At 59.1% G+C, this 16,005-nt stretch carries 12 protein-coding genes and 1 pseudogene; 12 read left to right on the top strand and 1 reads right to left on the bottom strand.

The features are described 5' to 3' along the window. Positions 1–220: 220 nt before the first annotated feature. Positions 221–310: pseudogene (locus BTM36_RS28890) on the bottom strand (4Fe-4S dicluster domain-containing protein); the annotation flags it as partial. Between the two features lie 425 nt (positions 311–735). On the opposite strand from BTM36_RS28890, the gene BTM36_RS03730 reads away from it, so the two are divergent. The 12 genes from BTM36_RS03730 to BTM36_RS03785 are packed head-to-tail and all read left to right on the top strand — an operon-like array spanning position 736 to position 16,004. After that, positions 736–1,464 carry a VWA domain-containing protein gene (locus BTM36_RS03730; RefSeq protein ID WP_077235278.1) on the top strand — a complete coding sequence of 243 codons (729 nt, stop codon included), beginning with the start codon at positions 736–738 and terminating at the stop codon, positions 1,462–1,464. Further along, on the top strand, positions 1,464–1,733 hold the full coding sequence (locus BTM36_RS03735; RefSeq protein ID WP_077235279.1) for a WXG100 family type VII secretion target: 270 nt from the start codon (positions 1,464–1,466) through the stop codon (positions 1,731–1,733). Before BTM36_RS03730 ends, BTM36_RS03735 begins: the two co-directional genes overlap by 1 nt. A 14-nt stretch (positions 1,734–1,747) precedes the next feature. Beyond that, a complete protein-coding gene (locus BTM36_RS03740) occupies positions 1,748–3,058 on the top strand; it encodes a hypothetical protein (protein WP_077235280.1) in 1,311 nt (436 codons plus the stop codon). After that, entirely contained in the window at positions 3,055–3,399 is a 345-nt protein-coding gene (locus BTM36_RS03745; protein WP_077235281.1) for a hypothetical protein, read from the top strand. The genes BTM36_RS03740 and BTM36_RS03745 overlap by 4 nt, the downstream gene beginning before the upstream one ends. Continuing rightward, positions 3,389–3,619 (top strand): hypothetical protein, encoded by a 231-nt coding sequence (locus BTM36_RS03750; protein WP_077235282.1) that lies wholly within the window; start codon positions 3,389–3,391, stop codon positions 3,617–3,619. The genes BTM36_RS03745 and BTM36_RS03750 overlap by 11 nt, the downstream gene beginning before the upstream one ends. Further along, complete coding sequence (locus BTM36_RS03755) at positions 3,616–6,279, top strand: FtsK/SpoIIIE domain-containing protein (RefSeq protein ID WP_139347041.1); 2,664 nt, start codon at positions 3,616–3,618, stop codon at positions 6,277–6,279. The genes BTM36_RS03750 and BTM36_RS03755 overlap by 4 nt, the downstream gene beginning before the upstream one ends. Beyond that, positions 6,276–8,063: a DUF1887 family CARF protein gene (locus BTM36_RS03760; RefSeq protein ID WP_139347042.1), complete on the top strand. Its 1,788-nt coding sequence runs from the start codon at positions 6,276–6,278 to the stop codon at positions 8,061–8,063. The genes BTM36_RS03755 and BTM36_RS03760 overlap by 4 nt, the downstream gene beginning before the upstream one ends. Further along, entirely contained in the window at positions 8,060–8,530 is a 471-nt protein-coding gene (locus BTM36_RS03765; protein ID WP_077235285.1) for a hypothetical protein, read from the top strand. Before BTM36_RS03760 ends, BTM36_RS03765 begins: the two co-directional genes overlap by 4 nt. Then, positions 8,527–9,252, top strand: coding sequence for a PP2C family serine/threonine-protein phosphatase (locus BTM36_RS03770; protein WP_077235286.1), 726 nt, complete (start codon positions 8,527–8,529; stop codon positions 9,250–9,252). The genes BTM36_RS03765 and BTM36_RS03770 overlap by 4 nt, the downstream gene beginning before the upstream one ends. Next, positions 9,245–10,597, top strand: a complete 1,353-nt coding sequence (locus tag BTM36_RS03775; protein WP_077235287.1) for a serine/threonine protein kinase — start codon at positions 9,245–9,247, stop codon at positions 10,595–10,597. Before BTM36_RS03770 ends, BTM36_RS03775 begins: the two co-directional genes overlap by 8 nt. Further along, positions 10,594–14,028 carry a DEAD/DEAH box helicase gene (locus BTM36_RS03780; protein WP_077235288.1) on the top strand — a complete coding sequence of 1,145 codons (3,435 nt, stop codon included), beginning with the start codon at positions 10,594–10,596 and terminating at the stop codon, positions 14,026–14,028. The genes BTM36_RS03775 and BTM36_RS03780 overlap by 4 nt, the downstream gene beginning before the upstream one ends. Continuing rightward, the gene (locus tag BTM36_RS03785) at positions 14,028–16,004 is read left to right on the top strand and encodes a hypothetical protein (RefSeq protein WP_217349532.1); all 1,977 of its coding nucleotides are present in this window, start codon (positions 14,028–14,030) and stop codon (positions 16,002–16,004) included. Before BTM36_RS03780 ends, BTM36_RS03785 begins: the two co-directional genes overlap by 1 nt. Position 16,005 lies beyond the last annotated feature (1 nt).

Genomic DNA, 16,005 nt, shown 5'->3' on the forward strand with positions numbered 1-16,005 from the left:
AGTCGTAAAACTGGTCATAAGACTATCCTCTATTTTAAGAGAGTCTTCGTGTCCTGAGATTCAAGGGGCTATTCCAATTTCCACAAATGATATCTCCGATGCGGGCCTAATTCGTTCGCCGAGAAAGAAAAATGCCGCCTGACTTGCTGCCGGCGGCCTTGTTGTTTCGAAAAGAGACGGAGACTTTTCTTCTCCCAAACTTACATACCCACGTAGCTTGCCCTCCCTCGGGTGTAATCCACGCGATACTTGACGTCGGGTCCTTGATGTCGCAGGTCTTGCAGTGAAAGCAGTGTTGATTTGCTTGCAGAATTGATCCAGTGGGTCAGTTTGCAGTGCAATTCAACAACGGAAGATTGGTCAGTTGACGATGGAACTGGATTTCCTTAAAGAGAATAAAATTCCATCTCCCCACTGACGAAATCAAACACTAATCAAAATAAGTTCTGACAATGTGTTAAATTCTGTCGATCTAAAAATACGAATGGGGAGTAAGGTCTGCATAGCTGTCTTTCGAGGGAGAAGACGTAGCGGCGCATGACCGTCTGATGGATTTCATACGTCTGGCCGGAGCCTGCGTTGTGCTAGCGGACAACGCATCAACGTAGCGAACAAACCGCGTGCGATAGCCGCAGAAGCATTCCGGCGAGTTGCGTAATTCACGACAGGCAAGCAATTCACATCGCCCCCACTGCACATTGAAGAAATCATCCTGCAACCATAGGAGTAGTCAACATGGTCACCACCGCTTTCGATCCATCCAAATTCACCGCACCCAAGGCAAAGCCGCTGCCCGTGATTCTTTTGCTTGACGTCAGCGGCAGTATGCAGGGTGAGAAGATCCACACCCTCAACGAATCACTCCGGGACATGCTCGATACGTTCAGCGATACCTCGACCAGCGAAACGGAAATTTGGGTCTCCATCATCACCTTCGGGGAAGACGTCCGTTTGAACCAGGTATTGGCCAGTGCTGGCACGGTCCAATGGCGCGATCTGTCTGCCGGCGGCAGCACGCCACTGGGTACCGCGCTCAAGATGGCCAAGGCCATGCTTGAAGACAAGGATGTTGTCCCGTCCCGGGCCTATCGTCCGGCGGTCGTCCTGGTCTCCGACGGCGAGCCTACTGATCGCTGGGAAGCGCCGCTACAAGCATTTATCGGAGAAGGTCGTTCGTCCAAATGCGATCGCATGGCGATGGCCATCGGCGCCGATGCCCGAGCAGAGGTGCTGGAAAAATTCATTGAAGGAACGGAGCACCAATTATTCTATTCTGAAAATGCCAGACAGATGCGGGACTTCTTCAAGTTCGTCACGATGTCGGTGACCTCGCGCACTCGCTCGCAAACACCCAATACGATTCCTGCGGCAAGCACCATTGCGGCCAAACCTGCCACGATCACACAACGCAAGAGCAAGCCGACGGCGACGGTTGCCGAATCCGATGACGGAGGTTACTGGTAATGCCACAGGCAATCGGAGATCCGGAAGAGTTGGAGCGGTTCGCACAATCTCTGCGGCAGTTCCTCACCACCATCGAAGATGCGATGGGCAACCTTGATGGCGCTTTTGCGTCATTGGGCGACACCTGGCAGGACGACAAGCGCGCCAGCTTCGAGGAAGATTTCAACGCCATGCGCCAGCAACTCCACTACTTCAGCACTTGCGCCGAAGATCAGATCCCATATCTGGCCGCGCTCGCAGCACGTCTGCGTGACTACCTGCAAAGCTAGCTTCGTACGCGACCATGGCACAAGTTTCGATCGGACAAGTCGAGAATCTGGAAGCACTGGCGCGAGAACTGACGTCACTGCGTGACGGTGTGAACGCGGCTTGCCTGGCCCAAATCTCGCTTGCGGAGGCCAAATGCACGGAGGCACGTGAAGAAGCACAGGCCAGCGCATTGCTGTTGGAAGAGGCGTTGCAGCGCAATCTCGCCGCCACTCAGGCGGTCGAAGAAGCCCGGCAGGAACTGGATCAGTGCGCACAGGCACTCGACACCGCACACTCGGCGCTATCTGCTTGCAACGCGCAACCGCACGACGATCAGGGCATTCCCCCGGACTGCAGCGACGCTGAGTCCGACGTTTCCTCCGCCGAAGCCGGGCTCGAACAGGCACAGATCCTCCTGACCCAAGCGGAATCGGCATTGGAATCGTCGCGCAGCGATTGCGATGCAATGCACCAGCGCGTGGATCAGGTCGGCATCGTCCTGTCACTGACGCAATCGATGCAAGACAGCGTCGTCACCAACTGCACCACGCAGTTGGTCGCCATCGACCAGGCGGTGGCCGTCGGTACGGCGCGCCTCGGTGCTGCCCAGCAAGCGCTGGATGCTTATCTCGCGACCTCTCCGACTGCCGCGCAATTCCATGACTGGCTGAAATGGGATCCGACGCGGCATGCCGGCCCGATCACGCCTGACGTGCTGCGCAACCGGATGAACCTGTCGTCGCAACAGCGCATGCTGTTCCAGCAATATCTCTATGATCGCGATCCGGCATACCGGGGAGCCGTCAACAAATTTCGTGCGCAATGGACCGCAGCGCAGGGCGATGTCGAGCGCAACATCGTCGCCCGCCAGGCGCGTCGTCAACTCAGCGGTGAATTCGGCGAGCAGATCGCGCGCTATGCCCTGGCACCGCTGGGCGAAAAAATCGAAACGCAAGGACGCACCTTCGTCGGCGACGATGGCAGATATACCAAAACCGATCTGCTGGTGACGGATCTGCGCATCCCCGTCATCCTGGGGCGTGGTGAGGGCATGGGAGCACCCAAAGGCGGCTCGATGGCGTTCGAAGTGAAATGCGGCAAGGCCGAATACCTCTACGCCCAAATGGCGCACATGGTCTTCCAGGCGGAAGGTCACCAGCAGGCGAATGCGCGTTGCACGCTGTGTTCGCGCGATATCAACAATCTATCACCCGAACGGCAGGAGGCTTTGCGCCAGGCGTTGCGCAAGGCCGGCTCGCCGCTGGTTGGCATGCTACCGACCAAGAACGACATTGATCAGTCTTGCCTTGAGGCCATCCGTCAAGACAGCGAGGAGACCGTATGAAGATACGATTTGCCATCGTCAGCCCCGACATCATCGATGCCGTACGCATTGAGGCCGGCCGCTTGCAGCAAGCCGTCAACACCGGCGACATGGATCAGGTGGACGATGCCACAACCCGGTTGCTGGCGCTCACGGCCGACTGCCCGTCCACCGCACTGACCGAACAAGCCTGGCGTAGCTTCCTGAACGATATCCGCGCACGAGATCCGGGCTTTCAGTCAAGCTATCTGCTGGCGGGAAAACTCGGCACCTCGATCTTCCTAGACATCGCCACCGAAGACCACGTCCTGGCCTTGCCGATTGACGATGCGACGGATGAGGAGCCAACCGATGTTCGATGAATTGCATGCATCGGCCCACCTCTGCGCCGGCAGCTTCCGGGATAGCGTACGCGACGGCTTCGGGCAAGCCATCGTCAGCGATGTGCTTGATCCGGTACTGCGGCAAGTCGATGCACTCAATGCGGGCCATGAAGAATTCCAGCGCCAATCCCTCATGGCGGACATGATGCTGGGCGATGCGCGGGCCATCCGTCCCCAATGCAAGGGGGACGGAGAATGAACGACAAGATCCGTCAATCGTCTGTCCATCCGCTGATCAGGGCGGTGGAGGATTACCTGACCGGCCTGGCGCGTATCGACCGTGAGTTCGATGCGGCGAAGACGCCAATGGCAGAAGCGCTTGTCCAGCGGTACGAAAGCAGGAAGAGCAACTGGCGTACCCAATTCGATCAGGTCTGGAAAAAAGCCCGCGAGCAGGCAGATCGACTCGCTGCGCGGCGCGATCGGCATCAGCGCGCGTTTGCCGACCTCGACCTGGATACCTTGCCGGCAGCCGAGACGATTCCTGCGTCACTCGCGGTGGGCACACAGCAGTTATCGTTCGAACAACAGACGTACGATGCCCCGCGCCTGATGGATTTCCCCTTGCGTCGCGCGCTGTGGGAAGACAAGAATGCACAACAAAAAACTGCGCCCGATGTTCTGCTGCGCCTGCTGTGCGCCCTGCCGCCTGGCCGGCTAGAACTGACGCTGATTGATCCGCTGCAGCAGGGGCAGTCCGCCAAGCCTTTCCTGTCATTGCTGAAGGTAAAACAACTGGTGCCGCAACAGCGCGTATTGACGCGCTCCGACGATATCGAGTACGCGCTGTCGGCATTGACGGATGACGTGGAGAACCTGATTCAGCGACAACTTTCTGACAGAGAGCCGGACTGGGCCGCCTACAACGCCGCGCATGCGGACAATCCGCTGCCGTATAAGGTCGTGCTGCTGTTTGACGTGCCCGAGCAGATGACCGACAAAAGTATCTGGTACCTCGAACGACTTTGCGAAAACGGCCCGCGCTGCGGTGTAGTGCCGATCATGATCATTGATCAGCAACGCCTGGACGACCGCCGTCACAGCCGCTTCCTCGCCACTGTGCAGGCCTCAGCCCAAGCTTTGCATCAGCCGATCGCCGACTCCGCACCGGAGCCGCTGTCCAGCCGCTACGTACCGGAACAATGGCCACGCCAAGAACAACTGGAGCGGTATTTCCTGTCGCTGGCCGCGCATTATGCTGCGGCATCGCGTTTCAGCAAGTCGCTGCCGGATCTATGGGTGTCTTTCACGCCTGCTGCCACCACCATCGACGGTATCGTCATTCCTGTCGGATGGACGCCAGCGGGAGAAACAGTGTCGCTGACGCTGGGCGCGACCACCTCAGAGCATCACGTGCTGCTGGCCGGCAAGACCGGTTCCGGAAAGTCAAACCTGCTCCACGTCCTCATTCACGGCCTGTGCGAGAAATACTCGCCCGATGAAATCGATCTTTATCTGCTGGATTACAAGGAATCGATCGAATTCAACGTCTATGCTCAACCGCCCCTGCCGCACGCGCGTCTGATCGCCACCGAAAGCGATCCGGAATACGGCTTGACCGTGCTGCGCCACCTGGCCAATGAGATCAAGGTGCGAGCAGAAGTTTTCAGGAATGCCGGAGTGAGCGAATTCGCCGCCTTCCGCAAACTTGGACAGGACGTGCTTCCGCGATCGCTGCTGATCATCGACGAATTCCAGGTGCTGTTCGCCGGAAAACGGGACGTCGCCGAACAGGCGGAACAACTCATCACCGAACTCCTGAAGCAAGGCCGGGCGTTCGGCATTCATGTACTGCTGGCGACTCAGACGCTCAAGGGTATCAACGCGCAATCGATCGGCGGCATCATTTCTCAGCTGGGATGCCGACTGGCGCTGGCCTGCATTCCAGAAGACTCCGCCATGATCCTGGGGCTCGGCAACACGGCCGCTGCCATGCTCAACAGTCCGCCAGAGGGGATCATCAACGACGCGCACGGACTTGCCTCGGCGAATGTGAAATTCCTGATTCCGTATGCGGATTCCGCTGTCTGTCGCCAGCATATATCCGATCTGTCCAAGCACGCAGTCACCCGGGGCCAGGCAAGGAAAGCCCGCATTTTCAGCGGTGCCGGATTGCCCGCGCAACCACCCTTGCCCGATTATCTGCGCGCCGACGACGAGCCCCTACGCCTGCTGCTCGGCGAACGCCTGACCTTCAATGCTGACGCCCTAGTCGTACCGTTGACTTCTCGTGTGGCATTCAATGTGCTGTTCAGCGGATTCAATGACCTGATTCACGACGGACTGCTGGCAAGCACACTGGCGAGCATTGCGCGGGCTGACGATATCGATGAAGTCGTCTATTTCAATGCGCGCGGTTTGCCGCCCGGCGGGGGGTTCGATGCGGTAGCACGCACGTTCGGCACACGCTTTCGTGCGGAAGATGAGCTTGCTTCCGTGCCCCTGCAACGCATCCTCGATGAAATCGGTACGCGCCGCATTGTCCTTATCATCGACGGTCTTGATGCCGAGAAAGCGCTGCATCCGGGCTCCCCGTTTCGTCCTCCAAAACCGGGGGATCCACCCACGCCTGCCGACCTGCTCCGCCAAATCAGCGAGGAAGGTCCGCGCAAGAGGACCTTCGTCTTCGCTTTTATCGATCGCTGGCAACGTTGCGCCTCGTCCTGCAAGGACTTGCTGTCGTCGTTCGAACTGCGCGTGGCCTACTGCATGAATGAAGACGATGCCGGCTCACTGGCCGCCGCCAACGGCATCGGCAAATTCAAGGGGCTCGACAAACCCAACCGGGCCGCCTTCATCAACCGGCTGACCAGCGAAATCGCCTGGTTCCGCCCTTATGTCGATCATGCTTCCTCATGAAGAAATTTCTGCTTACGTGGTATGGCATCACTGATTTCCGTGCATCACTGGGGTTCGAAGGTTCCGAAGGTCCGATCCTCGCCGCACTCAAGGCGGACAGCTATACCCACGTCCTGATCCTTGGTTATACCCGCGCGGACAATGACAGCGACACATGCCTCGCCACACAAAAAGACTTCCAGACAGAATTACGCGCCTTGCATGAGGCCGGACAACTGGGTGATCGACAGGCGACCAATGCATTCGTCACGCAGTTCGCCAACACAACGGCCGCGCATGATCATTTCATCGGCTGGCTGACGGCGCAGGCCGGCAAGGCAAGTGAGCCCGACATCAATTTTTGCGACGAAAAGCTGCGCCGGGTCAATGACAGCGAGGGGATTTATGCCAGCGCCACCCAGGCGCTTAATACCGTTGAAAAGACGCCCGGCGAAAATCTCGTCACGCTATACCTGAGTCCCGGCACACCTGTCATGGCGTTCGTCTGGGCGCTGGCCGCGCTTGAGCATCCGACGCTCAAGAAACGGCTGATTGCCTCCTCGGTTCCGGGGCGTCCGCCTGAGCTGGTCACGCTGCCGATAGAGTGGATGAACCGCCATGGTGTCAAACCACCGGCTGGCCAGGAAACGGGCGACAGCTTCGATGTCACCTTCCACCTGTTCGGCGAGCAGCGCATGCCGGCATTGCTCGGGATCCGTCAATTTGCCTCGGACGCCCACGTCTTCGTCAACTCCAGACAATATCCGGCGGCCTGCATGCGGCAGTTCCTTGGCCGAAGCAAGTTCGAGGAACTTCCCGTGTCGCCCTGGGATGACCGGACCGTTCACGAGCAGATCACGCGCTACGCCGCGAAGCTGCCGTCTTCCGCTCGCCTGGGTATCAACCTGACCGGCGGCACCAAACTCATGTTCGCCGGCGCGCTCTCGGCGGCCCGCGCGCTGGGTGCAGTGCCGTTCTATTTCGATAGCCGGAACAACCAGGTGACGTTCATCGATAATCCGCGCCGTGACAGGATCAAGCCGATCGACTCCATTGAGACCTTCCTTCTGCTTAACGGTGACGGTTTGAAAATTGCGGGGTCGGGCGCGGCTGAGATGTTGACGCCAGACCGGCGTCGCCTGAACGAAGTGTTGTGGAAGCATCGCAGTGTACTGGCGCAACGTTACAAGGAGCTTGCCAGGATCAACGACGAGCATCGCAAGCAACGCTTGGCAAACCAGCCGCTATCGCCGTTCAGCGAGCGCTGCGGTGTGTTGACGTTCCGCTTCGATGCCAGGCAGGCCGCTAGCATCACGGGGGATCGTGTCGACCTTCGCATTGCGCACTGGCCCGATTTTGCGGCTTATCTGTCCGGCGGCTGGTTTGAGGAGTACGTCTACCAACGCTGCGAGCCCTATCAACGCGAGGGCATCATCCATGACCTGCGCATCAATGTGCGGCTGCAGATGAATCATGTATCCGGTGGCGGCAGATCGCCACAGCAGACGGAATACAACGAGCTGGATGTCGTCTTCACCGATGGTCACTCCCTGTACATCGTTGAATGCAAGGCGGGCAACGTGACGCAGGAACAGGTCATGAAATTGCAGAACCTGGTGCGCTTCTATGGCGGTGTCGAAGGCCGCGGCATCATGGCCTGCTGCTTCCCGCCGCGCGCCAACGCGGTCAAACGCAAAATTGACGATGCGCATCTAACCCTGTGCTGCGACGATACCTTTGATGCCCGACTTGCTGCGCTGATGAAAGACATCAAGAAGCGCGCCGCCACCGGGGGAGCAGCATGACGCTCCATTTGATATGCGACGTCTCCGGAAGCATGGACGGTGCCGGCAAGCCGTTCATCATGAGAACCGTCATCACAGGCATCGCACAAACCTTGCGCTTCGGTGGAATCCGGACCGATCTCAGCCTGGTCGCGTGGTCGTCCGAAGTCCACCACTTGCCCAACTGGCAGCCGGATGCGCCCTATCCGGAAAAGCTCCTCAGCTGCGGCGGCAAAGCGGACGCAGCAGCTCTGGTACCGTTGTTCGAAGCAAGCACAGGCGACAAGATCCTGATCCTCTCTGATGGCTTCTGGCCACGAGAGAGCACGGCCGCGTTAGACCGATGGCGGCGGCGCTTGCCACCCGACACATTGCGGTTTATCAAGGTCGGCGCGGATGCCAATCCGCGACTCAAGGGAGGCGATGTGTTCGACGCAGAAGAGCTCTTTGCCGCCCTCGATGGCTGGTTGGAGGCGGCGCACACATGAAACGCTGGAGAAGCATCGGTGCGAGTGTCATCGGCCCGGCCCATGTTACCGACGGCAAGCCGAACCAGGACGCCTGGCGTGCATTTCATCGTAAATGGGGCTTCGGGATTGCCATCTCGGACGGCGTCGGATCGAAGCCGCTGGCCGATATCGGGAGCCGTTACGCCTGCCGTGCTGTCGCCCAGGCGGCATGGCGCTGCCACTCCCTTGGTCGGCCCGCTCACGACGCGCTCCCCGCGCACATCTCAACGTGCTGGCAGTCGCTGATTACCCCCTTGCCCGCCAGCGATTGCGCTGCCACCTGCCTGTTCGCGGTGCGATTGAACGATGGACTGATGCGCATCGGGATGCTCGGTGACGGCCTGGCTGCCGTACTCAAGACCGACGGCAGCATGTTGCTGCTATCTGAGGACAAATCGGCCGGCTTCTCGAATATGACGGCGGCCTTGTCAGCCGATGAGGCGCGCAACCGGCAGCACTGGCAACACGCGACCTTACCGGAAGATCAATGCGATGCCGTCCTGTTGTGCACTGATGGCGTCGCCGACGACCTGATCGACGCAGAAGGATTCACACGCGGTGCCATTGCGGCCTATCGCAAGCTCAGTACGCGACAGGCGAATCGCGCCATCCGCGACATGCTGCGCCACTGGGCCACACCGAAACACAGCGACGACAAGACCCTTGCCTGTCTGTTGCGCGAGGAGATCCACGATGAATGACATGATCGACACCGGTGCTCCCGAGAAACTCACCGATGAATACGGCAACCTTCATCAGCTGGCCGACGAAATCGCGCGCGGTGGACAAGGTGCCGTGTACCGGACGGGCGATGCCGACCTGGCCATCAAGCTGGCACTGAACGAAGACGGCAGCACAGCGCCGGATATCGATCTGCAACAACGCTTTCAGGATATCCGCTTGTTGCCCATTCCTGCACGCCCACGGGTGTCTCTGCCGCTGGCTATCCTGCGAGGACACCCGGGTTATGTGATGCACCTGCTCAATGGCATGAGCTCCTTCGCTTCCTTTGAGATCACCGGCAAGTCGAAACGGGAGCTGCAGGCAGTGCAACCTGTTTTGCCAGACTGGCTAGCCGGGACCGGTGAGGATGCAGGCTGGCGTCTGCTGCATTACGCCCGCACTGGCTCGACACGCCGCCGCTTGTTCGCACTGTCGGCTTGCGCAGCCATTCTGGCACGCCTGCACAGCACGGGACTGGTGTATGGCGACCTGTCTCCCAATAACGCCTTCACCGCCTCGGGCGATTGCCCGGAGGTTTGGCTCATCGACGCTGACAATCTGGCCTTTGAGCGACATCAGCGCGGGGCTGGCTTTTTCACGCCAGGCTATGGCGCACCGGAGCTTCTGCGCGGCGACGACGCCGGCCGCGCCACCACTGACTGCTGGTCCCTCGCCGTGATGGTCTTCAGGACCCTGTCACTATGCCACCCATTCCTCGGCCGTAAGGTGCATGAGTCCGATGACGACAGCGATGGCTGGGATAACGAAGAAAGCACGGCAAACGATGCCGGTCAATCTTTGAACGCCGAAGAACGCGCCTACGCTGGCGAATTTCCGTTCATCCAGGACGAGCACGACGATTCGAACCGCGGCAACGGTGACCTGCCCGGTCAACTGATCGCCACACCTTCATTGCGGCACCTGTTTCAGGAAGCCTTCGGCCCGGGACGAAAGCTTCCGCACCGTCGCCCCACTGCCGCAATCTGGGCCCGCGAACTGGCCCGGGCGCACGATCTCTCGATTGATTGCCCCTCCTGCTCCATGAGTTACTTCGCTGACGACGCGCAGGCATGCCCGTATTGCGGTGTGGCCCGACCGGCGTTGGTGCGCGCCAGCACGCCGGGCTGGACGATGGTGATGCCGGCGACAGATGGTGAATGGGCACTGCCACATCGCCTGCTGCACCCGTTCTCATGCGCAAGACACCACGAGACCGAGCACGAAGTGATCGTGAAGGCGTCCGCGCGTAAAGTCGATCCCGTGCGCGGAACCAAGCCACTTCCTCCCCAGCTTTCCTTCGACTTCCTGCCGACAGAACCATGAAATTCCAGGATATCCCCACTGATCTTGTGACCATCCGTGTTCGCTGTACCGAGGACAGAAATACCCTATGGGGCGAGCAGCCGGTGCGATCGTTGGACGCTCACCCGCGTCGCAAAGATGAGTTCGAACTGTTTCTACACACCGGGCAGGTGGTTGCTCGCCCGGTCAGCAATGCGGATATCCGCAGATTGCAGGGCGAGCTGTCCAGCGGGCGCTCGATGATCGCGCAACTGGCCAACCCAGCTAAAGACGGCAGTCTTGAGCTACAGATCGCCTTTTTCGTCGGCGAGTGCCTGGACATGGGCAGCGTTGATATCGGCGTGGACGAGCATGTCGAAAATGAGGTGCGCAAACACGGCATCAAGCTCAAAGCCCCCAGCGATGACGGCGATTATCCGGAACTGAGCCAGCGTTTCAGCATTTCCATGGGCGAACTGACGTATTTCTTCCTAAATGCGGGTGCAGCGATCGAGTACATGCTGAAGGAGTCACCGTCTGATACTCCGAAGCAGAAAGGCATGCCGGGCCATGACACCGGGGAGGATGCGGACGACACACCGAACGATGAAGTGCGCAGCCAGACGCAGGATTCGCGGCCACTGGCAACACGAGAGAATTCTTTTGCCTTCTACGGCGACGGCATACGTTTTGTTGCCAGCATCCCCCTTTCAGGTACTGACGATCCTGTATTCACTGCGTCTCGCTGGGCCCTGAAGAGAAACGAACGCTGTCGCAGCCTGCGCCTTGCTGTGGGAAAACTGCGCTTCGTCGACCGGACGCAAGCCGGATATGTCTCGCGCTTGGTACGCGGGCAGATGGGAAAACTGACCAGCGAAAGCGGCAGCTATCTGAAGAAGTGGGACGAGTTCGGTGACCTCGAAGGCGAACTGCTGCTGAACAATGCACGCCAGTTCGGTGCATTGATCTATGACCAGAAGACGCAAGAACGCGACGGTATGGTTTCGGTACGCATCATCGACGCAAGCGATGCAGCGTTAAAGCTGCTGGAAAAGGGACAGGTGCCGGAACTGCAGGATGCCGATGAGCTCCCCGCCTATCTTGCTGACATCACATTGAGCTTCGCCGGGTTCTGCGACCAGTTGGAGGCGTCTGAGAGCAACGACGATAGCAACGCCGCACAACGCAAACAGGACGGACAAAATCAGTCGCTCCACACTGGTGTGTTCAACCCGGCGTCAAGAACCCTCAAGCTGCGTACCGAGAACCTGCCACGTGACGCTGGCACGCTAATCGTATCGCTAGCGGGTGAAATGGCGCAGATCAAGCGCCGTATGGCGGCACGCCGTCGCATCATGACCGGCCAGTCTGCCAATCCGCAGCTCGGCCTGTTGATCGAAGAAAACGGACAGATCATGCAGGCGCGAAAGCTGCCGGCGATAAAACCCCTGACGGCATTTGTCCGCAGCAAAGTGTTCAAGACCGCGCCTACGGTCAATCAGGAGCGCGCCGTGGAAATTGCCCTCAACACGCCCGACATCGCCCTGATCCAGGGTCCGCCGGGCACAGGCAAAACGACGGTGATCGCCGCCATTCTTGAGCGCCTCAATGAACTCGCTGACAAACGAGGCACAACCATCAGGGGCCGGGTGCTCCTCACCGGATTCCAGCACGACGCGGTCGAAAACATGATCGAGCGCATCTCCCTGAACGGCTTGCCGGTGCTCAAGGTCGGCAAGTCATCGGCACAGCAGGAAGATGGCCTCAGTCTGTTCGAACGCCGCCTTGACGCATGGTGCGGCGATCTCGCGTCGGCACTGCGCAAGCGCGCTCCTCGCATTGCGGAGATCGAGCAGGAAATGGACATCAGACATTTCGCCCTGCAATACGTCCAGTCACCTTCGCGCACACTGGCCGCACATCTGGCCGGGAAAATCGCGACACTGGGCATCACCATCCTGGGCGAAGACGATGCGCGACTGGCTGCCGATCTGGCCAGGCAATTGGCCTTCGATGAACGCCTCAACAGCAACGGCAACCGCTGGCTCGGTGTTGTGCGTTGCCTGCGCGTACATCCTGGCAGCTTCGCTGACGACGGCCCGCAGCGTGCGGCAGATGCACTCGACGATCTGACCGATGTTCTCGACGATGATGAGTCGGCATTGCTGAAGCAAGCCAGCCTGTGGCCGAACGAGCGTGACGATCCGCCATTCCTGCCGGCGCTGCGCGCCTTGAAACGGCAACTGTTGCTCCGTTTTTCGGCACCGCCGGTGTTCCGTGTGGAAAAACAGCATAGCGGCCTGATTGCACTGACCGAGCGCGCCATCACCAGCATTCAGAGCAAGGGATGCTCCGGGAAGGATCTCAAATCCGCCGCGCTGGCGCATTTCTTGGCGGAGCTGGAAGGCAACCCGCAAGGTCTTGCCGACGCCATGGCGGAGTACAGCTTCGCTTTCGCCGCCACGTGCCAGCAAAGCGTGAACCGTCAGATGCAGGCACAGAAAGGCCTAAACAAGAACCAGGCGGCCGACCAACTGGAGTATGACTACGTGATCGTCGACGAAGCCGCACGCGTGTCGCCGCGTGATCTGATGGTGCCGATGGCACAGGGCAAGCGCATCATCCTGGTCGGCGACCACCGCCAGTTGCCGCACCTTATCGAAGAAGAAGTCGTCCGCCGGATGGAAGCGGGAGAACCCGACACTGACGAATCCGCGTGGCTCAAGAAATCGATGTTCGAGTATTTGTTCTCTGAGCGGCTGCAGGCGCTCCAGGACAACGACGGCATCCGCCGCCGCGTGACGCTGGACAAGCAGTTCCGTATGCATCCCGTCTTGGGCGACTTCATCAGTCGCAACTTCTACGCTCGTTTCAACGAGAAAGAACAATTTTCGTCTGGGCGGCCGGAAGAGGACTTCGCCCACCAGTTGGAAGACACCGATGGAAAGCCCGCCATGTGGCTGGATCTGCCTTTTACCAAAGGAAAACAAGAACGTTCCGGCACCAGCTGGACACGTTCGGTCGAAGCCATTGCCATCGCTGAGTTGCTCAAGCGCTGGATGCAGTCGGAAGCAGGAAAGGATCTGTCATTTGGCGTGATCTCGTTCTATAAGGCGCAGGCTGAAATGATCCAGTCGAAGCTATCCGGCCTGACAGACGACCCCAAACGGCTGCGCATCGGTACCGTCGACGCCTTCCAGGGCATGGAGTTCGACGTGGTGTTCCTGTCCATGGTGCGAACCTGCCCGTCCAATGAGCGCCTCAGGGGCGACACGGAACAAAAGCAGGTCAATGGCCTGTTCGGCCACCTCGCCTTGTACAACCGACTCAATGTCTCGATGAGCCGTCAGAAGAAACTCCTGGTCGTGGTGGGGGATTCGGGCCTGGTCCGTCACGAATTGGCCAACAATAACATTCCCGGACTGGTTGATTTCTTCAATCTGTGCCACACCAGCGACGGAAAGGTGCTGTGATGGAACTCACCTTGCTCGACTATGGTAACGACGTCAAATCCCGCCCCTTTGGCCCATTGATCGGCAAACCGAGAAAGCTGGCCTGGCCGGTAGATGTCTACCGGGTGACCTTGCCGCATAGCCGCGGCGCAAAGGATGTGCTCAATCCCTTCGAACAGCTCATCCTCCAGCTTCTCACAGCGGTCGGGCCAATGCAGGCCGACGAGCTGGCCGATGAAACCTGCATTCCCGTCGACTTGGTTCACGGCATCCTGTTGCGCCTGCAAGACAAGCAGCACATCGATACTTACCACCAGGTCATTCAGGAAGCTGGCGCTACCGGCGATGGCCAGACAGATCGCGCGCTCAGCACACCGACTGTGTTTGTCACGGTGCTGCTGTTCCGCGAGGCGGTCACTGAAAAGCTGTTGCCGTTCCTGCACATCCTCGACGACACCAATCCTTTGCGCCAGAAAGAACAGGACGGCTACATTCGGTGTCTCCCGCGGAAGAAAAAAACCGTGCCGAAGCCACCTCAGGCACGAGATGTCATCAGCACGTTGCGGGCGATGCAGAAGCGCCGCTCGGCGAGCGGAAACGATCTCTGGATGCCAGCGATGAAACAAATCTCCATCATCCCAGGGCCTGAGCGATATTGGCTTGACTGTCCGATTGCCATCCAGGCAAGTGACGGCGAGTTCCGCATTGCAGATCCCTTCGGTGACGGCTTTTCACTCATCCTGGAACGCGCTTTCGAGAAAGCTCTTGAGCAAGATGATGAGCTGGCGAAGTGGCTAAGTAATTGGAAAGAATCACTCAGAAATGCAAACCGCGTTGTGCAGGAAGATCCGCAGGCGCCGCCGGAACCGTTCGAGCAGGAGGATAACCGCAGGCGCTATCCGAACCTGCTGGCCAGCTTGCGTCTTCCGCGAAGCCGGCGCTTCCGTTCTTTGCAGGGGATCTACGGTGCCATCGAATGGGCCATGTTCTACGTATGCTGCCAGCATGATGTCGAATCTTCGATTTCCCAATTGAAACTGACGCAACTCACTCAACAAGCGGAGATGCTGGCGAGCAGTGCCCGGGAAATCGGACTGACATTGCCGAGGTTCCCGTTCCACTTCATTGCAGAAGGAAAACTGCGTTCCTTCAGCGATCAAAAGGCGGAGCTGGCGACCGTACTTGCCATTGCGATTGTGCAGGCCAGAAGAGACCACTCGCATCCTCTGCGCCGTGCGGCAACAGTGTTTCCGGATCTGATCGAACAGCTCCTTGGCATCAAGAAAAAACGGGATGAATATGGCCACGGCAAGCACCAGCATGCTGCCACGGAGCACGAGTTGCCCGACGACCGTTTCATGCGGCAGTTGGTCCACATCTTGTTACCCTCGATCGTGTTCGCCGACAGCCCGCCTGTCACCAACAGGGACCGTCTTGCCGACGCCATCCTGGATGCCCGCGCTGGTATCCAGAGCGAGTTTGGTTTCAAGACCTACCATTGGCTGGGCGCTGGCGTGCAAGATCATCTCCTCCAGGCGGAGCGCTTCTGGCTGTCATGTCGCGACCACGACAATGCCGCCGCATTTTTGTTCGACCTGTACGCCGCACTGCAATCGCTGATGCGACGCTACCTCGCCGACAAGCTGCCGCCCGACCTGACTGATGCCGTTCTCGTAGAGACCGCGCGGACACAGGCGCAAGCGATCCGGTCCGGCGATCTGCCGGCCAGCCTGCGCACGGTCAAGCTGGCATCGATCCGCAGCACACTGCAAGGCCAGGATCCCTCGCTGGGTGCCTGCGCAATGGCATTCCTGCTGATGGTCGACGACGACACGCTGGATGCCGTCAGCAACACGCAACCCACATTCATCGACGATCTGGCCTACATCACCGCTAATCGTAAACACGGCAACGAAGCCCTTCTTCTTCCGAGGGAAGAAATCGCCGCACTGCGCAAGGCCGCTTACAACACCATCAAAACGCTCTCCGAGATATGAC

Origin of the sequence: Herbaspirillum sp. VT-16-41, from assembly GCF_001994935.1 — a bacterium.
GTDB classification, from domain to species: Bacteria; Pseudomonadota; Gammaproteobacteria; order Burkholderiales; family Burkholderiaceae_D; genus Herbaspirillum; species Herbaspirillum frisingense.